We start from the raw sequence: 19,870 nt of genomic DNA, 5'->3' as shown, positions 1-19,870 counted from the left end.
AGTGATTGGTCAAACTTGACTAGCTGCGGCTGTGTCAGCTCAGCGGTCGTCCTCCGGATGCCGCTCCGCTGTCGCGTACGGGTTCTCCTGCCCCTCGGCGAGCACGCCCACGAACGGCTCGCCCTCCCCCGCGAAGGTGTACGCGCCCGCCTCCAGACGGTCGATGAGCCCTTGGGTCCAGGCCGCGTCGGAGTCGGCCGTGTGGACCCAGAGGTTCATGATCTCCCCGATGTGGCCGAGCTGCTCCGGGCCGCCCTCGGGGACGTAGTGCTCGGTGACGGCGGTCCGCCACCGGGCGATCCGGCGGATCCGTTCCCGCAGCAGCTCCAGGGCCTGCGCGCGAGGCAGTTCGACCAGGAAGCCGACCGCCGCGGACTGGATGTCCATCTTCTGGTCGTAGGCGACCAGGGACTCGCGCAGCAGCCGGAAGAACTCGTCCTCGCCCGGGCCGGTGATCTCGTACTCCACCCGCGGCGGCCCGCCGGCCGTGGACGGCGCCATCTCGTGCGCGTGCAGCAGCCCTTGCTTGGCCATCTGCTTCAGGGCGTGGTAGATCGAGCCCGGCTTGGCGTTGGACCACTCGTGCGCGCCCCAGTACTCCAGGTCGTTGCGGACCTGGTAGCCATGGGCCCGCCCGTGCTGGCGGACCGCGCCCAGCACGAGGAGACGGATCGCTGACATGAGGTCCAGGTTAGGACCCCGCGATCACCCTCAGGAGCCGCCCCGCTCCAGCGCCACGAGCTCGAAGGCGGTCTTGCCGTCCAGGGACTCGCGCAGGCACAGCCAGCTCAGTGACACACGGCCCTGGGGCGGGAACCAGGGGTCGGGCGGCAGCGGGAAGGTGTCGTCCAGGCCGGGCGCCGAGCGGATGAACTTCTCCGTCTCCGCGGCCACCTGCTCCGAAGTACGCCAGCTGCGAGGCCACCGTCTCGTCACCGGTCAGCCGGAAGGTCTCGTGCCGGTTCGACCGGTCCCGCCGCACCGCCGGCGGCTCCTGCTTCGCCCGGGCGACCCAGCTCTGCTCCGTCTCGGCGACGTGCTTGAGCAGACCGCCCAGGGACAGCTCGCTGACGCTGGGGCGGGTACGGGCCTGTTCCTCGGTCAGCCCGAGCAGTGCCCGGTGAGGTGCTGTCCGCAAGGGCCCGCACGCGGAGAGGACGCCGGAAAGCCGGGCGCGGGACGACAGGGGCGCGGTCAGAACGGGAACGCGCTGCGCCCGTGCTGCACCGAGATCCACTTCACCGTGGTGAACGCCTCCAGCGTGGTCTCGCCGTTGAGACGGCCGAGGCCGGAGTGCTTCTCGCCGCCGAAGGGCACGATCGGCTCGTCGTGGACCGTGCCGTCGTTCACATGGAACATGCCGGTGTCGATCCGCTTGGCGAAGGCCACGCCCCGCTCGATGTCGGCCGTGTGGACGGCGCCGCTGAGGCCGTACGGGGTGTCGTTGACGATCCGCACCGCCTCCTCCTCGCCGTCGAACGTGAGGAGGAAGACGACCGGGCCGAAGACCTCCTGCTGGAGCAGCGGGGAGCCGGCCGGGACGCCGGTCAGCACGGTCGGCTCGACCAGGTTGTTGGTCGTGGTGCCGCGCACCAGCGCGGTGGCGCCCTGGGCGAGCGCCTGCTCCACGGTGGCGGAGACGGCGCCCGCCTGCGCCGAGTTGATCACCGGACCGATCACGGTCTGCGGATCGCGGGGGTCGCCGACCTTGAGGGTGCGGACCTTGGCGACGAACTTCTCGGTGAACTCGTCGGCCACGGACGCGTCCACCAGGACCCGGTTGGCGGCCATGCAGACCTGGCCCTGGTGCACGAACCGGCTGAAGACCGCCGCGTCCACCGCGTAGTCGATGTCGGCGTCGTCCAGCACCACCAGCGCGCTGTTGCCGCCCAGTTCGAGCACCGCGCGCTTGAAGTGCCGTGCACAGACGGTGGCGACGTGCCGGCCGACCTTGTCCGAACCGGTGAAGGAGATGACCTTCGGGACGGGGTGCTCCAGGAACGCGTCACCGATCTCGGCGATGTCGGTGACGACGACGTTGAGCAGGCCGCCGGGCAGCCCGGCGTCCTCGAAGATCTTCGCGAGCAGGGTGCCGCCGGCGATCGGGGTGTTCTGGTGCGGCTTGAGCACCACGGCGTTGCCCAGCGCGAGGGCCGGCGCGACCGACTTCAGCGACAGCAGGAACGGGAAGTTGAAGGGGCTGATGACGCCCACGACACCGACCGGCACACGGTAGACGCGGTTCTCCTTGCCCTCGCCCGGGGAGGGCAGGATCCGGCCCTCGGGGCGCAGCGCGAGGTGGACCGACTCGCGCAGGAACTCCTTGGCGAGGTGCAGCTCGAAGCCGGCCTTGACGCGCGTGCCGCCCAGCTCCGCGATGATCAGGTCGGCTATCTCCTGCTCGCGGTCCTCTATCAGCCTGAGGGCCCGCTCGAAGACCGCGCGCCGGGTGTAGGGGTTGGTCTCGGCCCACTTCCGCTGGGCCCGGGCGGCGGCCTGGTAGGCCTCGTCCACCTCGTCGACCGTGGCCACCGTGATCGAGGCCAGCTTCTCGTCGTCGTAGGGGTTGAAGTCGATGACGTCCCAGGAGCCGGTGCCCGGCCGCCACTCGCCGTCGATGTACTGCTGGGCCAGGTCGGTGAAGTAGGACGACATGTGATCCCTCAATCGCTAGCGGCCGCAGATCTACGCCGGGTCTGATCGAGCGTCATCCTACTTGCGGGTCACCAGAGTTGGGGTTCGTCAGGACAGTTGCAGCAGACCGCGCAGGAGGTCGCGGCTCTCGTCCGGACCGGGGCTGTCCTGCTGGAGTTCCTTCAGGGCCTGCTCGTACTGGGCGACGTCCTCGCGCTTGTCCAGGTAGAGGGCGCTGGTGAGCTGCTCCAGGTAGACCACGTCGGACAGGTCGGACTCGGGGAAGCTGAGGATGGTGAAGGCGCCGCTCTCGCCGGCGTGCCCGCCGAAGCTGAACGGCATGACCTGGAGCCGTACGTTGGGCCGCGCGGAGATGTCGATCAGGTGCTGGAGCTGGCCGCGCATCACCTCGCGGTCCCCGTAGGGGCGGCGCAGGGCGGCCTCGTCCAGGACGATGTGGAACTCGGGGGCGTTGTCGGCGAGCAGGTACTTCTGCCGCTCCAGGCGCAGCGCGACCCGGCGTTCGACGTCGGCGACGCTCGCGCCCCTCATGCCGCGCCGGACCACCGCGCGGGCGTACTCCTCGGTCTGCAGCAGGCCGTGCACGAACTGCACCTCGTAGGCGCGGATCAGCGAGGCGGCGCCCTCCAGGCCCACGTAGGTGGGAACCAGCTGGGCAGGACGTCGGTGTAGCTGTGCCACCAGCCCGCCACGTTGGCCTCCCGGGCGAGGGAGAGCAACGACTCGCGCTCCGCCTCGTCCGTGATGCCGTACAGCGTCAGCAGGTCCTCGACGTCCCTCGTCTTGAAGCTCACCCGGCCCAGCTCCATCCGGCTGATCTTCGACTCCGAGGCGCGGATCGAGTACCCCGCCGCCTCACGCGTGATCCCCCGCGCTTCCCGCAGTCGCCTGAGTTGCGAGCCGAGCAGCATCCGCCGCACCACCGATCCGGGCTCTCCCGCGCTCACTTTCGCCAGCCTCCCCAACCGTCTTCAGGGGCCGAAGTCTGCCACTAAAACACTTCGAGCAGTACTCGTCCGGTTACGGAAACGGAAAGAGCCCGCCCATTTCCACCCGGTGCGGACCGGTGAGAGGTCCGGACCTCTGGCGGGAACGTCGTGAAGATGGCAGAAAAAATGGCCAAGAAGCGGTACGGGCGGTGTCATTTCGGTCCCGTGCACGTGCATCTGCCCTTGCATCTGTTGTGCGCATCCGAAACCATGGTGCCGCGCCACCGCTGCATCGCAACGACCGCGAATTCCCGGGAGTGCCTCGCATGGGGACGAATGGATCGACCATGCTCAAGCCGTTACGGCAGGGCCTTCCGCCGCTGGATCCCGCGGCCGTGTCCGATGCCGCCTCCTGCGCCCTGCCGGCCCGGCTCGAGGCGGTGCGCGAGGCCCGGCGCTTCACCCGGTGCACCCTGGAGCAGTGGGACGTCGGTGACCGCTTCGACGACATCTGCCTCGTCGTCTCCGAGCTCGTCACCAACGCGCTGCGCCACGCGGTACCGGCCGCGCCGCGCGGGGGCGAGGTGCACCCGTCCGTACGGCTGCACCTGATGCGCTGGACCGAGCGGCTGGTGTGCGCGGTGCGCGACCCGAGCCACGAGACCCCGGCCCCGCGGGACTCCGACGACTTCTCGGCCGAGTCGGGCCGCGGGCTGTTCCTGGTCGACTCCTTCGCCGACAGCTGGGGCTGGCACCCGCTCGCGGGCAGGCTCGACGGCAAGGTGGTCTGGGCGCTGTTCCGGCTGCACACGGCCGGCTGAGCCGGTACGGGTCCGGCGGGCAAGCGGTTTCTACGCGCGTCGACCGGTCCGCGTCGGCGCGCCCCGCCGACATCGTTGCCAGCGGCGCGGCGAGAGCGGACCGCCGGCTCAGCTCGCGATCAGATGGTCGAACTCGCCGTCCTTGACGCCCAGGAGCATGGCCTCGATCTCCGCGCGCGTGTAGACGAGCGCCGGCCCGTCCGGGAAGCGCGAGTTGCGCACGGCGACGTCGCCGCCCGGCAGCCGCGCGAACTCGACGCAGGACCCCTGCGAGTTGCTGTGCCTGCTCTTCTGCCAGGCCACTCCGTCCAGCTGCGTGGCAGCCATGCCGTTGTACACGTCGTACTCCCCGTACACGCCGTCAACGTCGCGGTCCACAGGTCGCTCCCCGAGTGGTGCACTGGCTGGTGAGGCCATAGATGCTGTAGTCAACTGACTCGGATCATAACTCTGTTCACGTGCAGCTGCATGAGCAAATGCACGTGCACGGGGAGTGGTGCCGCGGTTACAGCCTTGACGTCCGCTTTACCGAAGCCGCTCCAGCGCCTGCCCCAGAGCGGGCAGGACATGCCCCCTCCAGCCCCCGCCCATGATCTTCCGCGCCATCAGCTGGGCGGGGTCGTCCGGATCGAACCCCTCGTGCACTAGGAAGAGACGCGTACCGCGCCCTTCCTGTTCCAGGGTCCAGGTGATCGTCCAGTCGGCCGGGTTGGCCGGATCGGCATCCGCCCAGCGGAGGGACAGCATCCGCTCGGTGTCGTAGGCCAGCACCTCCACCTCTACGACGCCCGAGAAGCGGGCGTTGGGACGGGGGACGGACGTCATCCGGTACCGGTGGCCGACCCGGAGCCGGAAGTCCTCGGCGCCGGGCATCTGCCAGCGGGCCAGCAGGCCGGGGTCGGTCAGGGCTCGCCAGACCTTGGCGGGTGGATGCGGGAAGAACTGGTCGACGCGGATCGTGGTCAGGTCGTCCGCGCCGGGTCCGGGGGCTGAACTCATGACCGCTCATCGTCGGGCATGCGGTCGAGGAGATCACCGAGGCCCTTCAGCCGCTCGCGCCAGAACCGCTCGTACGGATGGAGCCAGTCCTGCACATCGGCGAGCGGGGCCGCCTCCAGGCGGTAGAGACGCTGCCGTCCGGAACGCCGCTCGGAGACGAGGCCGGCCTCCCGGAGCACCTTGAGGTGTTCCGAGAGGCTCGGGCGGCGCATGTCGAAGTGGTCGGCCAGGGCCTGCACGGGCTGCGGCCCGCGCTCGCGCAGCAGTCGCAGCACCTCGCGCCGGGTGGCGTTGGCGAGCGCGGCGAAGACACGGTCCTCGGCGGCGGTACCCGTCCCGTTCATCGAGCGGTCAGAAGCCTTCCTTCTCCGTCAGCAGCAGCAGACCGTTGCCGTCGGGGTCGGTGAAGGAGGCCATCCGCCCCCAGGGGACGTCGTCCGGCCCCCGCACCTGGGCGCCGGCCGCGGCCAGCCGGGCGCAGTCGGCGTCGACATCGGTCGTGACCAACATGATCCCCCGCGCGGAACCGGGCTCGAAACCGCCCATGCCGGGCCCCGAAAGCGTGAAGACGGTCTGGGCGCCCTCGGGGGCCACCTGGAGCCAGCGGCCCTGGGGCGTCTCCCGGTCGGCGGTGACCTCGAAGCCGAGGACGTCGCGGTAGAAGCGCAGCGCGCGGTCCTGGTCGGCGACGGGGAGGGTGACGAATGAGGCGTGTGTGATGCTCATGCCGCCGACAATAGGTAGGCAGTTCCCTACCGGTCAAGGGTAGGGAAATTCCTACGCGTCCAAGCCGCTGCGTCCGGCGTACGGCAGCGCGGCGGGCTCGGCGCGCGAGAAGCAGGTCGTGCGCAGGCCCCCCGCTCCACCCTCCCGCTCCTCCCCCAGGCCCCGTCCGCCCACCGGGGACACCCGCCCCGCGTACGGAAGTCCTCCCGGTGACTGCTGGTAGCTTGCGCTGCGGGCCGTCCGGCGAGGGCGGCCGGCCGCTATCGCTGAGGGAGCTTCCGGTGACTACTGCGACTGCGAGGGTGCGGGCGACCGCGCGAGGGCGGGGCGCGGCCCTGGCCGCGGGGCTGACGGGCGTGCTGGCGCTCACGGCATGCGGCGGCGGTTCCGGGGGCGGGGAGGGCACCTCGGCGTCACCCTCGAAGAGCGCGACCGCGACCCCATCGGCGGGCGCGGACTCCGCCACGGGTGGCTCCGCCAAGCTCCAGGGCAGCTGGATCACCACCGCCGGCGGCAAGATCGTGGCCCTGGTGGTCACCGGGAAGAAGGCCGGGATCTTCGCGACCGGCGGGACCATGTGCAGTGGGACGGCGGGCGCCGAGGACGGCATGCAGATGATCCGTCTGACGTGCACCGGCCAGGACAAGGGGCGCACCACCGGCATGGTCGACTCGGTCGACGGCACGACGCTCAAGGTGACCTGGTCGGGTGAGGCCGGCCAGGAGACGTACACCAAGGCGGAGGGCGGGAAGCTGCCGTCGGGACTGCCGACGGCGCCGGTGCGGCAGTAAGGGCGCTCTCGCGGCACTCGAAGCCGCCCAGCACCATCTGAAGTGGTGAATCGGGCCGGGGTGCGTGATCGCGTCCCGGCCGCAGGGGCCATGATGCGGGGGAGACCGTCACCACCTCGATGGGAACCTGCTCATGCGCGCCATTCCGCTCACCTTCACCGCTCTCGCCGCCGCTCTGCTGCTGACCGCCTGCAACGACAGCGGCGGGGACAAGAACGGCAAGAGCGGCTCCGCCTGCGAGGTCGGCGGGGTCTCGTTGCAGATCGGGGCGGCGAGCGTGGCCCCGGCCGCCGGGGACACCGGCGAGATCCCCGTCAGCATCACCAATCAGAGCGCCCCCTGCACCCTGGACGACTTCCCGGACGTCGTGCTGGAGGGGGGCGGTTCCCCGGCCCGGGTGCCCGTGCTGAAGGGCGCGAAGGCCCAGAAGCTCAAGCTGGCCAAGGGGGATTCCGCGTCCTTCTCGATCAGCTACGTACGCGGAGCGGAGGGCGCCAAGAACACCCTGGCCGCACAGACCGTGAAGATCACCCTGCCCGGCTCGGACACCGGACGGACCTTCCCGTGGAAGTACGGCCCGGTCGCGGCCAAGGCCGCCGGAACCGCCCCGGACGCGTCCGTGAGCGCCTTCCAGCAGGTGGGCGACTGAGGGACGAGGGGTCGCGGCGGCGACTGGCCGGGCCGGCGACCGGACGGGCAGGACCGGACGCGGGTCGGCGGCCGGGCGGGCCGGACGCGGGTCGGCGGCCGGGCGGGCCGGGCGGACCGGGCTGGCGAGCGAACCAGTCGGCGACCGGATGGGCCTGTGCCCTGGTCTGTAGGTACGGGAGCGGGTCGGCGATTGGGCGGGCGACAGGGGCGTGTATCGGCGACCGGGCTGCGGGGGGACGGGCGCGGGCCGGCAACCGGGCCGCAGGCGCACGGGCGCGGATCGGCAACCGGGCGGGTCCGCGACCAGGCCGCGGAACACGCGCGCGGATCGGCAACCCGGCCGGGAAACACGAGTACGGGCCGGCGACCGGGCGGGTCTGCGATCGGGCGGCGGAACCCGAGCGTGGATCGGCAACCCGGCCGGAGAACACGAGCACAGGCCGACAATCAGGCGGGTCCGCGACCAGGCCGCGGAACACGCGCGCGGATCGGCAACCCGGCCGGGAAACACGAGTACGGGCCGGCGACCCGGCCGCGAGGCATGCGTGCGGGACGGTGGCCGGGTGTGGTGGTGAGCGAGTGGGGCGGCAGTGGCCGGGCTGGGCGGTACCGGAGCGGGGCCGGGCGACTGGACGCGGTGTCGGGTGAGCAATCGGCGACCGGGCGGGGCGGCAGGAGGCGACGCCGGTGAGCCGGCCGGGTGGTGCGTGGCCGTCACCCCAGGCGCGGGCGGGATCTGACCTGAGCCCGGTCCGCCGCGCGTGCGCCCTCCGTCCAGCCCGCCGCGTCGCCGACCCCCCGCAACCGGGTCGTCGTGGTCTGCGGGAACATGCGCTCCAGCCGTCCGGTCACGGCCGTCTCGCGCGTGGCCAGCACCGGCAGCAGGTCCTGGGTCACCTGGGTCTCGGCGACAGCCGCGAGCCGGTCGCCCACGCGGTGCGCGTAAGCCGCGAGGAACGACTGCCGGAAGGTCTTGGTCCGCTTGCGCCCGCCGGCTCGCTGGGCGGCTTCCGCCTTCGTCATCGCGTGCGTGGCCTGCACCAGCAGCGAGGTGTAGAGCAGCTCGACCGCCTCCAGGTCCGCCTCGAAGCCGACGACCGTGGAGAAGCCGAACGGTTCGTTCCACACCGCGCGGCAGTGGTTCGCCGTGGCCACCGCGTCCAGCAGGACCGCCTTGGCCTGTTCGTACGGCGCCTCCACCCCGATGCGGCAGGCGCCGGGCGCGTCCGGCGCGGGCGCCTCGGCGGCGAGCAGCGCCTCGTCGACGCTGTACCGGGCCATCAGCTCCTGCGCCTTGGCGCTGAGCGCCTCGGCCTCCTCCGGATAACCGGTGGCCTCGGCCTTCGCGAGCAGCGCGCGGATGCGGGTGAGCATGCGGGAGGCGCCCGGGCCGGGGGTGCGCCGGGGCTCCTCGTCCAGGGGCTCCAGGGCGGGCAGGCGCAGCAGCAGGCGGTACAGCTCCAGGGCCGCCGTGGCGTGCGAGAAGCGGTCGGCGGTGCGCTCGGGGCCGGCGGGCAGTGCCGCGAGCTGGTCGGACCAGCGGCGCCCGCGCGGGCGGTCCCGCCCGGCCTGCGCCCGGATCAGCGCGGCGACCAGCCGGACGTGCGCGTCGTCCAGCTCGCGCCGCACCAGCCGTATGACGTCGGCGGGCTGCCAGCCGCGCTGCCAGGCCCCGGCCACGAAGTCCTCGCCCCGCCGGGTGAGTTCGGCGTCGGCGCCCGGGTCGGCGGCGAGCAGGGAGGCGCCCGTGTCGAGGCCGGTGTCGGTGTCGTCGTAGAGGGCGGCCCGGAAGGCCCGTTCGACGGTGCTGGCGGTGCTGGTCACGCTGTCGATCGTGCCATGCCCCGCCGACAGCGCACGATTGTTGTCCACAGGCTGTGGACAACGGTCCCGATGGATGGAGGGAGAAGGGCTCGGAGGGGCGACGAAGGGCTGTCAACCATCGGTTGACAGTCATCAGAGCGCAACCTACGGTTGACACTATGGCGACCAACCCGAACATCACGGCATCCGTACGCCTCGACGACCTCATCGAGGCGATCAAGAAGGCTCACAGCGAACCCCTCGAGCAGCTCCAGGACGCGGTGATCGCCGCCGATCACCTCGATGACGTGGCCGACCACCTGATCGGGCACTTCGTCGACCAGGCCCGCCGCTCGGGCGCTTCCTGGACCGACATCGGGCGCAGCATGGGCGTGACCCGGCAGGCGGCACAGAAGCGGTTCGTGCCCAAGGAGTCCACCGACCTCGACCCCAGCCAGGGCTTCAGCCGCTACACCCCGCGCGCGCGGAACGTGGTCATGGCCGCCCACAACGAGGCGGTGGCCGCCCGCAACGCCGAGGGCCGCCCCGAGCACCTGCTCCTCGGGCTCCTGGCCGAGCCGGAGGGCCTGGCCGCGAAGGCGATCACCGCGCAGGGCGTCCCGCTGGACGCCGTACGCCAGGCGGCGACCGCCGCGCTCCCGCCCGCCGCGGACGACGTGCCCGACCTCGTCCCCTACGGCCCCGAGGCCAAGAAGGCCCTGGAACTCACCTTCCGCGAGGCCCTCCGGCTCGGCCACAACTACATCGGCACCGAGCACCTCCTGCTCGCCCTGCTGGAGCACGAGAACGGCCAGGGGGTCCTCAGCGGCCTCGGCATCACCAAGGCGGGCACCGAGGAGTACGTCGGCAAGGTGCTGTCACTGCTGCTGGAACAGAAGAAGGAGGCCGCCGCGGCGGCCGAGTCGGCGACCGGGGCCGCGGAGCCCGGCCAGGCCTGACCAGGGGGCCGAACCCACAGGCCGGGGCCATTGTCAGACCCCCCTGCCACACTCGCAGTCATGACCGACCGGTGGGCGCTCGCACCGGCCGAGGACGGAGGCGTGGACGTCGCCCCCCTCGGACCGGACGGGCTGCCCACCGGACCGGTGCGGCGGGAGAGCGATCTCGCCGCGGCGGTGCGGAGCCGCCCGGAGGTGACGCGCTGGGTGTGGCGGTCGACCCCCGAGGTCTACCCGCGACTGCTCGCCACGGGGGTGCGAGTGGAGCGGTGCTACGACATCGAGGACGCCGAGACGCTGCTGCTCGGCCACGAGGGGCGGTACGGCGAGCCACGCTCGGCCGCCGCCGCCCTGGCCCGCCTCCGCGGCGGCCCGGTCCCGCCCGATCCGCCGCAGCGGGCGGCCGGTCCGAGCGCCCAGTCCCCGCTGTTCGAAAACGTCGGCAGCCACCTGCCCCTGCCGGACCTGCTCGAGGTCTACGCCGACCAGGTGCGGCGGCACGAGAAGACCGCCCACCCCGGCCGCATGCGGCTGCTGACCGCCGCCGAGTCGGCCGGGACGCTGGTCGCGGCCGAGATGAACCACGCGGGCCTGCCCTGGAGCGCCGAGGTCCACCGCGGACTGCTGCGCGACCTGCTCGGCGAGCGGTACGCGGGCGGCGGCGAGCCGCGCCGCCTCGCCGAGCTGGCCGAGAAGGTGTCCGCCGCCTTCGGCCGCCGGGTGCGGCCCGATCTGCCCGCCGATGTCGTCAAGGCCTTCGCGCAAGCCGGGATCAAGGTGAAGTCCACCCGCCGCTGGGACATCCAGTCCGTCGACCACCCGGCCGTCGAGCCCCTGCTGGAGTACAAGAAGCTGTACCGCATCTGGGTGGCGTACGGCTGGTCCTGGCTCCAGGACTGGGTGCGCGACGGCCGTTTCCGTCCCGAGTTCCTGGCCGGCGGCACGGTCACCGGACGCTGGGTGACCAACGGCGGGGGCGCGCTGCAGATCCCCAAGGTGATGCGCCGGGCCGTCGTCGCCGACCCCGGCTGGCGGCTGGTGGTGGCCGACGCCGACCAGATGGAGCCGCGCGTGCTCGCCGCGATCTCCCGCGACCCCGGCCTGATGGAGGTGGCCGGCCGCGAGAGCGACCTCTACCAGTCCGTCTCCGACCGCGCCTTCTCCGGTGACCGGGACCAGGCCAAGCTCGCCGTGCTCGGCGCGATCTACGGCCAGACCTCCGGGGACGGCCTGAAGAACCTCGCCGCGCTGCGCCGCCGCTTCCCCAAGGCCGTCGCCCACGTCGACGAGGCGGCCCGCGCGGGCGAGGAGGGCCGGCTGGTGCGCACCTGGCTGGGCCGCACCTGTCCCCCGGCCGTCCGGGCGGGCGAGGACACGGCGGAGGAGGCGGGCATCCCCGTGGGCGAGGAGGAACCGGAGGGCCAGACCGGCTGGGGCCCGGGCTACGCGTCGACCGACTCCCGCGCGCGGGGCCGCTTCGCACGGAACTTCGTCGTCCAGGGCAGTGCCGCCGACTGGGCCCTGCTGCTGCTCGCCGCGCTGCGCCGGGCCATCACCGGGCTGAAGGCCGAGCTGGTCTTCTTCCAGCACGACGAGGTGATCGTGCACTGCCCCGCCGAAGAGGCCGACGCCGTCGTCCAGGCCGTCCGCGAGTCCGCCGCCCTCGCCGGCCGGCTGACCTTCGGCGACACACCGGTGCGGTTCCCGTTCACGACGGCGGTGGTGGAGTGCTATGCCGACGCCAAGTAAGGGGCGACGTGACTCCTTTCGGGGCGGAGGGCCACAGCGGCTCATCCCTCGGTCGGGCCGCCCAGCAGCTCCCGCAGCTCCGCCAGGACCGCCTGCTCGTCGGTGCCGTCCAGCGCCTCGTGGGCCGCGCGCCAGGCGTCGTACGCCTCGGCCGGTCGTCCCCGCTCGCGCAGCAGGAAGCCGTGCTGGTGCAGGGCCAGCCCGCCCATGTACCGGTCGGCGCGGGCGTCGGCCCGGCGCAGCAGCTCGGCGCACTCGTCCGCCGCCCGCTCGGCCTGCCCCAGCCGCCGCAGCGCGCGGACCAGCCCGAGCCGGGTCTGGGACTCGCCGTGCCAGTCGCCGTGACCGCCGAGGATGCGCAGGCTCTCCTCGAAGTGCCGGGCGGCGGCGGCCGGTTCACCGAGCGTCAGATGGGCGTAGCCGATGTTGCAGTGCGCCGAGTGCTGCACGATGACGGCACCGACCTCGTCCCCGATGGCCAGTGAACGCCGGTGCTCTTCGATGGCGGCGCGCGGGTCGGTGTGTTCGTAGAGGTTGCCCAGGTGGCTGCGGGTGACGGCCTCGCCGTAAGGATCGTTCAGCAGCCGCGAGTAGGCGAGGCTCCGCCGCAGCGCCTCCCCCGACTCCTCGAACCGCCCCAGTCCCTCCAGCAGCAGCCCGCGGTTGTTGAGGCAGCGCCGGATCCGGGACGCCGTGCCCAGCCGCTCCCAGATCTCCAGGGCCTGGTCGGTCAGGGCGAGGGCGTCGTTCTGCCGGCCGGTCAGGAAGTGCAGGCCCGCGAGGTCGCCCAGCGCGTACGCCTCGGCCTCCGGGTCCCGCAGCCGCCGCGCGGCGCCCAGTGCGGCCCGCCCCAGCACCTCCATCTCGGCGACCCGGCCGCTGCGCTGCACATAGGGGAAGAGGAGCCGTACGAGCGCCGAGAGATGGGCGGCCGTGCGCGGATCGTCGGTGTCCGCGTTGCGCGCCACCAGGGTGACGACGTTCTCCAGCTCCAGCTCGCCCCAGGCGAACGCCTCCTCGGCCGACTCGAAGGCCGCCAGGGCCGCCACGTCCGCCGCGTGCCCCGCCGGCTGCGCGGAGGTCGGCCGCCGCCGGTCGTCCTGATCGAGCCCCGGCTCCACGACCGCCGACAGCACCCGCTCGGCCATGGCGGCGTACCAGCGCAGGGCGGCCAGATCGGCGGCGCCGGGGGTATGCCCGGGGCCGGGTGTGGGGTCGGAAACGGCGGGGGCCGGTCCGTGGCTGGGCGTGCGATCGGGTGCGGCGGAGGCGGAGTCCGGGCCGGGCGTGCCATCGGGGGCGGCGGAGGCGGAGCCAGGGCCGGGGGCGTGGGCCGGGGCGGACGTGCGCTCAGGCGCGGGAGAGGCGGAGTCCGGGCCGGACGCGCGCCCGGGGACGGCAGAGGCAGATCCGTGACCGGGAGTGTGGTCCGGGTCGACGAGGCCGGAGGCCTGGGCGGCGCCGTCGGCGTCGGCTGACCCGGCGGCGCCGTCGGCCTCGGTGGTCCCGGGCGTGCCGTTGCCGGCGGGACCGGGGCTCTCCGTGGACGGCTCGGCTCCGGCCGGCGCGGGAGTCCGGCCGAGGCCGTCCGGCCTCGCCGCGTCGGCGGCGTAGCTGGTGCCGTCGGCGTAGCCGGTGCCGTCGGCGTAGGCGGTGCCGGGCGTGCCGTTCCCGGCGGGACCGGGGCTCTCCGTGGACGGCTCGGCTCCGGCCGGCGCGGGAGTCCGGCCGAGGCCGTCCGGCCTCGCCGTGCCGGCGGCCGGGGGCGCGGCGTCGGCCAGTTCGCGGGCGAAGTCGCGGACCAGGTCGTGGGGCGCGTAGCGGCCGTACGCCGTCTCCTCCAGGAGGGCGACGTCGACCAGGCGGTCCAGGGCGGCCTCGGCGCGGCGCTCGTCCGTGCCGGTGAGCCGTGCGATCAGCGGGGCACCGTAGGTGGGCAGGTCGAGCGCGCCGATGTGGCGCAGGGCGAGGGCCGCGTCCCGGTCGGCCTCACGCTCGGCGGCGGCGAGCGCGTCATGGGCGACGGCCAGGGAGCGGCGGACGCTCAGGTCGTCGTACTCCAGGTGCCGCAACCTCCCGCCGGTCTCGGCGAGTTGGCCGGCCAGGACGTCCGGGGTCAGGGCGCGGCGGGCCGCGAGCCGGGCGGCGACCACGCGCAGCGCCAGCGGGAGCCGGCCGGTCAGCTCCACCAGCGCGTGCCCGGCGTCGAGTCCCGCGCGCCCGCTCACCGCGCGCAGCAGGGCCGCGCTGTCCTCGCCGGTCAGCGGGGAGAGCGGGAAGCGACGGGCGCCGTCGAGCGCGGTGAGCGGTGAGCGGCTGGTGACGATCACCGCGCAGTCGGGCCCGGCCGGCAGCAGGGGCCGTACCTGGGCCGCGTTCGCCGCGTCGTCCAGCACCAGCAGGATGCGCGTGGGCGCGAGCAGTGAGCGGAGCAAGGCGGCGGCCGCATCCGGGTGTTCCGGGATGTTCCGGGGCTCGGCGCCGAGGTCCCGCAGCAGCGCGGAGAGCGCCTGCGTGGCGGTGAGCGGGGTCATACCGGGGGTGGCGCCGTGCAGGTTGACGTAGAGCTGACCGTCGGTGAAACGTTCCCTCAGCTCATGGGCCACGTGCAGGGCCAGCGCGCTCTTGCCGACCCCGGCCATACCGCTGACCACGGCGACGGCGGGGCCCGGGGCGGCCGGCTCGGTCAGCGTGCGGCGCAGCTCGCGGCGCACGTCGGCACGACCGGTGAAGTGGGCCGGCGGGGCGGGCAGCTGGGCCGGACGGGGGGTCTGCCGTACGGCGGGACCGTCGGCTTCCCGTGCGGACGCGGAGGCCGTGGAGGGCGCGGAGGATGACGCGGGGGCCGCTCCGGGCACCGGGGGCGTGTCACCGCCCTCGGAGCCGCCGGAGGCGGTTCCTGTGCCGGTACCCGTGCCGCTGGGGGTGCCGGGACCAGTGCGGTCGCCCTCGTCATCGTGGGCGTCGTCACCGGCGCCGGCGCCGGCGGCCGAGTCCCGCCGCCGCTCCTCACCGGTTCCCCGCAGCACCTCGACATGCGCCTCGCGGACCGCCGGGCCGGGTTCGATGCCGAGTTCCTCGACCAGGCGGGCACGCAGATCACGGTGGACGGCGAGGGCCTCGGCCTGGCGGCCGGTGCGGTGCAGGGCGAGCATCAGCTGACGGTGGTACGCCTCGCGCAACGGATGTTCGGCCACCAGGGCCGCCAGCTCCGGGACGAGCGCGGCCAAGCGTGCTCCGCCGAGGGCGAGTTCGGCGTCGTACCGCAGTTCCAGCAGGAGCAGCCGCGCCTCGCCCAGGCGCTGCACGAGGGCGTAGCCGCCGATGTCGGCGGGGAGCCCGCTGAGCGGCGTACCGCGCCACAGCGCGAGCGCTGAGGCGCAGGCGCGTACGACGCCCGGCCAGTCGCGCCGGGCGTGCGCGGCGCGCGCCTCGGCGACCCGGGCGTCGAAGACGTGCACGTCCAGTTCGCCGTGATCGACCCGCAGCACGTAGCCCGGCGGTACGGCCCTGAGCCGCTCGGGGTCGTCGAGGAGCCGGCGCAACCGGGTGACGTGGTTGTGCAGGGAGGCCCGCGCGGAGACGGGCGGCGCGCCACCCCACAGCGCGTCCTTCAGCGCCTCGACGGACACGACCCGGCCGGGCTCCAGCAGCAGCGCGGCGAGCAGGGCGCGGACCTTGGGGCTGCCGATGGCCCGGACGCCGTGGCCGGTGACGTCGCGGCCGGCCTTCTCGGCGGGACGGCGGGGGGCGGGGGGACCGGGGGACGAGGACGCGGCACCGGAGGATTCGGGTCCGGCATCGGAGGATTCAGGTCCGGCACCAGAGGATTCGGGTCCGGTGCCGGAGGCTCCCGGAGACGTGCCGGAGGTTCCCGCGGACGTGCCAGGGGTTTCCGGAGGGGTGACGGCATAAGAGCCGTCGTACGACATCCCGTACCGCGGACGGTCGTAGAGGACCGGCGGTCCCAGCAGTCCGAAGCGCAGCTCGCACCGCCGCATCACGCCGCTCCACTGCCTTCCCGCGCGGTCGGCCCGACCGCGCTCCGCCGCGGGTGTGTACCCGTCGTCGCCTGGCGGGATTCCGCCCTGTCCACAGCGGTTTCCCGCCACCTTCCTCCTGGGGGCCGACCGCCGGACGACCCACCGCCCCTCCGCCGGTCCGCCGGTCCGGCAGCCGAAACCGCCCACCCGAAGGGGCAGTTACCGCCGCCACCGGAGAACTTCCGGCCAACCGCTCCACACGGTCCGCTGACGAACCGTTGGCCACATGTTAGCGATCCGTTGGCGCATCCTGATGTGATCATTCCATCGGATTCGGCCCGACGGCGCGCGCGTAGCACGCGTAACTCGGGGGAGTGTCGCCGCAGGCTGGGTCCGGGGACGGCAAGGGCCCCGGCCGGCGGAGGTGAACGACCGGGGCCCCGTCCCGCTTCCCGTCCCGGACTCCGGGACTTCCCGGGCTCCGGGCTCAGATCACCGGCGGGCGTCCCAGCCGGGTGAGTCTCCACACCGTCCGCCAGCGCATCGGCCGCCGCTCACCCGCCTGCTCCCGCAGCCCCTCCGCGAACCCGCCGAACCATGCCTTGAGCCCCGCCGGGGAACGCATGCGGGCGAGGGTGAGGAGCGTCCACACCCCGAGGTGCACCGGAATGAGCGGCAGCGGCAGCCGGCGCCGGACGAGCCAGACGCGGTTACGGGCGTTGACCCGGTAGTAGATGGCGTGCCGGGCCGGTGAGGTCCTGGGGTGCTGGAGGAGCAGTTCGGGGGCGTACAGGATCTTCCAGCCGGCGTCGGCGGCCCGCCAGGCCAGGTCGGTCTCCTCGTGCGCGAAGAAGAACTCGGCGGGCCAGTCGCCGGTCTCGGCCAGCATGGCCATGCGCAGGGCGTGTCCGCCGCCGAGGAAACCGGTCACGTAGCCACCGCGCAGCGGATCGGACGTGCCGATCCTCGGCACGTGCCGCTGCTGGGTCTCGCCGCGCTCGTCGGCGATGCGGAAGCCGACGATGCCGAGGCGCGGGTCGGCGGCGTACAGGTCACGCACCCGGCGCAGCACGTCGGGGTCGACGAGCAGTCCGTCGTCGTCCAGTTCCACGACGACGTCGACGTCCCCGAACTCCCGCAGCCGGGCGAGGGCGACGTTCCGTCCGCCCGGGCAGCCGAGGTTCTCCTCGACGTCGATGGCGGTGACCTCGCCGGGCAGCGAGAGCCGGCGGGCGAACTCGGGCAGCCGGCAGCCGTTGCCGACGATCACGATGCGGGCCGGCGCGAGGTCCTGCTTGGCCACGGACTCCAGCAGGGCGTCGACCTCCGCGGGCCGGTTGCCCATGGTCACCACGGCGACGGCGATCCTCGGCTCCACCACGTCCCTCACCCCGTCCGGCCGACGGCGGCACCGCGTCCCGACCGCGCGCTGCCCGCCATTCACCAAGATGTCGCCTCAGGTCCCCTGGTTCACCGGACGCCGATTCACTTTGCCGCGTCTTTGATCCGGTTTTGTCGTCACCTTCCCGTGCGGTGAGCAGACAACCGGCGCGAACGCCACGGTGCGCCGGAGCACGCGAACGCCACGGGGTGCCGGAGCAGGCGCCGGGCGACGGCCGAGATGCGTCCGACCCCCTGTCCCCACACGATGGATAGGGCCCGACCTGCCCGGACAGCTGGAGAAGACGGTGAATGCTGAACGACTCCCGCCGTCATGGCTCTTCCCCGAGGCCCAGACTCAGGGCCAGACGCAGACCCGGCCCCAGACGCGGGCCCAGCCCCAGGCCCAGGCCCGCTCCCAGGCGCCGAGAAGCCTGGCGACCGATCCGTTCCCGTCGTCGGTCAACGGCACCCGGATGTCCTGCGAGTGCGACTCCCTGCGCGGGATCGTCGAAGGCACCTCCGCCCCCGTCGTCATCCTGGACCGCCATCTGCGCCACCTCTACGTCAATCCGGCCTGGTCCCGGGTCACCGGGGTCCCCGCCGCCGCGTTCCTCGGCAAGACCCTCGGCGAGGTGCTGCCGGACATGCAGTCACCCGACGACGTGCTGATCGAGGTGCTCGGCGACGGCCGGCCGCGGGAGGTGACACTGACCGGGACGACCCGCGTGCCGTCACCCGCGGGACGAAGGCTGTGGCGTGCCGTCTTCCACCGGCTGGAGGTGCGGGGACAGGTCGTCGGCGTGTGCGGGATCGCGGTCGAGGTCAGCAACCTGCGCCGGTACCTGGACGACCTGGAGAACGCCCACCAGCGGCTCGCCCTCCTGGACGCCGCGGCCACCCGGGTCGGCACGACCCTCGACGTCGAGGCCACCTGCGCCGAACTGGCGGACTTCCTCGCACCCTCTCTCGCCGACATCGCCGCGGTCGGGATCGTGGAGGAGGAGTTCTTCGGCGTGCCCCCGCCGCCCGCCGGCATGCTCCGCCTGCGCAAGATGAAGCTGACGGCACCGCCCGAGTTGCAACGGCGCCTGAGCGAACTGGGCGGGAGCGAGCCGTACGTGGACCTCCCGCGCGGCTCGGCACCACGACGGTGCATGGACAGCGGACGGCCATGGCTGGGCAGCCTGGCCTCCGACGAGTTGTTCCAGAGGGTCGTCGTGGACCCGGAGCGCGTGCGGATCCTCCGGGCGGCCGGGGTCCACTCGGCCCTCGTCGTCCCCCTGCCCACGGCCGGCCGCAGCGTCGGCATCGTCGTCCTGATGCGCGTGGGGGCGTCCCCGTCCTTCAGCAACGACGACATCCTGACCGCGCAGGGTGTGGCGGCGCGGGCGGCGGTCTCCATCGACAGCGCCCACCGCTACAGCCACGAACACACGATGACGCTGGAACTCCAGCGCGCCCTGCTGTCCGAGCCCGACCGCCCCCACCCCACGGTCGAGGTGGCCACCCGCTACCTGCCCTCCGGCCGCAGCGCGCTGGTCGGCGGCGACTGGTACGACTCCATCGCCCTCCCCGACCGCCGCACCCTGCTGGTCATGGGCGACGTGATGGGACACGGCTTCCAGGCCGCCGTCGCCATGAGCCAGTACCGCTCCGTCCTGCGCACCGTCGCCGCCGCCGGACTGCCCGTGGACGCCATGCTCACCGAGGCGGACAGCAGGGCGGCACGCGTCGGCCTCGACCGCGCGGCCACCTGCCTGCTCGTCCTCGTGGACACCGCGGCCGGCACCTGTACCGCTGCCACGGCCGGGCACCTGCCGCCCCTCGTCATCCGCCCGGGCGGCCGCACCGGCCTGATGCACCTGCCGGCCGGCCCGCCCATCGGCACGGAGCTCGGCGACTACGAGATGACGACGTTCGCGTTCGAACCGGGCTCGGTGCTCCTCCTGTACACCGACGGCCTCGTGGAACAGCGCGGCGCGGACATCGACGACTCCGTACGCCGCCTCACCACCATGGCCCTGTCGCCGGACGACTCACTGGACCACCTGCTCGACACGCTCCTGACCCGGCTGACCAACGGCACGTGCGAGGACGACATCGCCCTCCTGGCCGCCCGCCTGCGCCCCGACGCCGCCCCGCACTCCCCCACGGACAACTGAAAGGCCAGGTCATGAACGACATGACCTGGCGTCGCAAGAGGGCGCCGAGACCCTGTCCTCGCCGCTACCCGGCCGCCTGACGATCGACCTCCGGTGACCGCTCATCCTCCACGTCGGCGCACGCACCGTCATTCAATCCGAGCGCCCGGACCAACGCCCACCGGGCCGAATGCGAGAACGCTGCGACATCCGAGGAGAGACCAGTTCGGGGAGCATGGGGGCAACCGTGCGGTTCGGATGCAGGCCGCGAACAGACCAG

At 73.2% G+C, this 19,870-nt stretch carries 15 protein-coding genes and 2 pseudogenes; 6 read left to right on the top strand and 11 right to left on the bottom strand.

Going from position 1 to position 19,870, the window contains the following annotated elements; all coding sequences use genetic code 11:
• Nucleotides 1–39: 39 nt before the first annotated feature.
• The 4 genes and pseudogenes from AB0946_RS10745 to AB0946_RS10730 all read right to left on the bottom strand — a co-directional run bounded on the left by AB0946_RS10745 (nucleotide 40) and on the right by AB0946_RS10730 (nucleotide 3,566).
• Nucleotides 40–681 (bottom strand): PadR family transcriptional regulator, encoded by a 642-nt coding sequence (locus AB0946_RS10745; protein WP_366760212.1) that lies wholly within the window; start codon nucleotides 679–681, stop codon nucleotides 40–42.
• A 30-nt stretch (nucleotides 682–711) separates the two neighbouring features.
• Nucleotides 712–1,138 (bottom strand): annotated as a pseudogene (locus AB0946_RS10740) (DUF664 domain-containing protein).
• 56 nt (nucleotides 1,139–1,194) lie between these two features.
• Nucleotides 1,195–2,655 carry an aldehyde dehydrogenase family protein gene (locus AB0946_RS10735; RefSeq protein WP_366760210.1) on the bottom strand — a complete coding sequence of 487 codons (1,461 nt, stop codon included), beginning with the start codon at nucleotides 2,653–2,655 and terminating at the stop codon, nucleotides 1,195–1,197.
• Nucleotides 2,656–2,742: 87 nt separating this feature from the next.
• Nucleotides 2,743–3,566, bottom strand: a pseudogene (locus AB0946_RS10730) (helix-turn-helix transcriptional regulator).
• 344 nt (nucleotides 3,567–3,910) lie between these two features.
• On the opposite strand from AB0946_RS10730, the gene AB0946_RS10725 reads away from it, so the two are divergent.
• Nucleotides 3,911–4,405, top strand: coding sequence for an ATP-binding protein (locus AB0946_RS10725; RefSeq protein WP_366760209.1), 495 nt, complete (start codon nucleotides 3,911–3,913; stop codon nucleotides 4,403–4,405).
• Nucleotides 4,406–4,513: 108 nt separating this feature from the next.
• On the opposite strand, the gene AB0946_RS10720 is transcribed toward AB0946_RS10725, so the two are convergent.
• From AB0946_RS10720 to AB0946_RS10705, 4 genes are all read right to left on the bottom strand, one after another.
• Nucleotides 4,514–4,783, bottom strand: coding sequence for a DUF397 domain-containing protein (locus AB0946_RS10720; RefSeq protein WP_366760208.1), 270 nt, complete (start codon nucleotides 4,781–4,783; stop codon nucleotides 4,514–4,516).
• 147 nt (nucleotides 4,784–4,930) lie between these two features.
• Nucleotides 4,931–5,404 (bottom strand): SRPBCC domain-containing protein, encoded by a 474-nt coding sequence (locus tag AB0946_RS10715; protein WP_366760207.1) that lies wholly within the window; start codon nucleotides 5,402–5,404, stop codon nucleotides 4,931–4,933.
• The gene (locus tag AB0946_RS10710; protein WP_171154106.1) at nucleotides 5,401–5,748 is read right to left on the bottom strand and encodes a metalloregulator ArsR/SmtB family transcription factor; all 348 of its coding nucleotides are present in this window, start codon (nucleotides 5,746–5,748) and stop codon (nucleotides 5,401–5,403) included. Before AB0946_RS10710 ends, AB0946_RS10715 begins: the two co-directional genes overlap by 4 nt.
• Nucleotides 5,749–5,755: 7 nt before the next feature.
• Nucleotides 5,756–6,130 (bottom strand): VOC family protein, encoded by a 375-nt coding sequence (locus AB0946_RS10705; protein WP_366760206.1) that lies wholly within the window; start codon nucleotides 6,128–6,130, stop codon nucleotides 5,756–5,758.
• Nucleotides 6,131–6,432: 302 nt separating this feature from the next.
• Here AB0946_RS10705 and AB0946_RS10700 point away from each other — a divergent pair, with 302 nt between their 5' ends.
• The gene (locus AB0946_RS10700; RefSeq protein ID WP_366760290.1) at nucleotides 6,433–6,921 is read left to right on the top strand and encodes a hypothetical protein; all 489 of its coding nucleotides are present in this window, start codon (nucleotides 6,433–6,435) and stop codon (nucleotides 6,919–6,921) included.
• 133 nt (nucleotides 6,922–7,054) lie between these two features.
• Entirely contained in the window at nucleotides 7,055–7,570 is a 516-nt protein-coding gene (locus AB0946_RS10695) for a DUF4232 domain-containing protein (RefSeq protein ID WP_366760205.1), read from the top strand.
• A 716-nt stretch (nucleotides 7,571–8,286) separates the two neighbouring features.
• On the opposite strand, the gene AB0946_RS10690 is transcribed toward AB0946_RS10695, so the two are convergent.
• Nucleotides 8,287–9,396: a DUF2786 domain-containing protein gene (locus AB0946_RS10690; RefSeq protein WP_366760204.1), complete on the bottom strand. Its 1,110-nt coding sequence runs from the start codon at nucleotides 9,394–9,396 to the stop codon at nucleotides 8,287–8,289.
• A 158-nt stretch (nucleotides 9,397–9,554) separates the two neighbouring features.
• On the opposite strand from AB0946_RS10690, the gene AB0946_RS10685 reads away from it, so the two are divergent.
• Nucleotides 9,555–10,334: a Clp protease N-terminal domain-containing protein gene (locus AB0946_RS10685; protein WP_366760203.1), complete on the top strand. Its 780-nt coding sequence runs from the start codon at nucleotides 9,555–9,557 to the stop codon at nucleotides 10,332–10,334.
• Nucleotides 10,335–10,394: 60 nt separating this feature from the next.
• Nucleotides 10,395–12,083: a bifunctional 3'-5' exonuclease/DNA polymerase gene (locus AB0946_RS10680; protein WP_366760202.1), complete on the top strand. Its 1,689-nt coding sequence runs from the start codon at nucleotides 10,395–10,397 to the stop codon at nucleotides 12,081–12,083.
• A gap of 41 nt (nucleotides 12,084–12,124) precedes the next feature.
• On the opposite strand, the gene AB0946_RS10675 is transcribed toward AB0946_RS10680, so the two are convergent.
• Complete coding sequence (locus AB0946_RS10675; protein ID WP_366760201.1) at nucleotides 12,125–16,084, bottom strand: BTAD domain-containing putative transcriptional regulator; 3,960 nt, start codon at nucleotides 16,082–16,084, stop codon at nucleotides 12,125–12,127.
• A gap of 469 nt (nucleotides 16,085–16,553) precedes the next feature.
• Nucleotides 16,554–17,447, bottom strand: a complete 894-nt coding sequence (locus AB0946_RS10670) for a glycosyltransferase (protein WP_366760200.1) — start codon at nucleotides 17,445–17,447, stop codon at nucleotides 16,554–16,556.
• 307 nt (nucleotides 17,448–17,754) lie between these two features.
• Here AB0946_RS10670 and AB0946_RS10665 point away from each other — a divergent pair, with 307 nt between their 5' ends.
• Nucleotides 17,755–19,611, top strand: a complete 1,857-nt coding sequence (locus tag AB0946_RS10665) for a SpoIIE family protein phosphatase (protein WP_366760199.1) — start codon at nucleotides 17,755–17,757, stop codon at nucleotides 19,609–19,611.
• The last annotated feature ends 259 nt before the right edge of the window (nucleotides 19,612–19,870 follow it).

Origin of the sequence: Streptomyces sp. NPDC046870 (assembly GCF_040704595.1) — a bacterium.
Classification (GTDB): Bacteria; Actinomycetota; Actinomycetes; order Streptomycetales; family Streptomycetaceae; genus Streptomyces; species Streptomyces argyrophylli.
The sequence above is the reverse complement of the archived record's forward strand: the minus strand, read 5'-3'. Positions and strand labels throughout refer to the sequence as shown.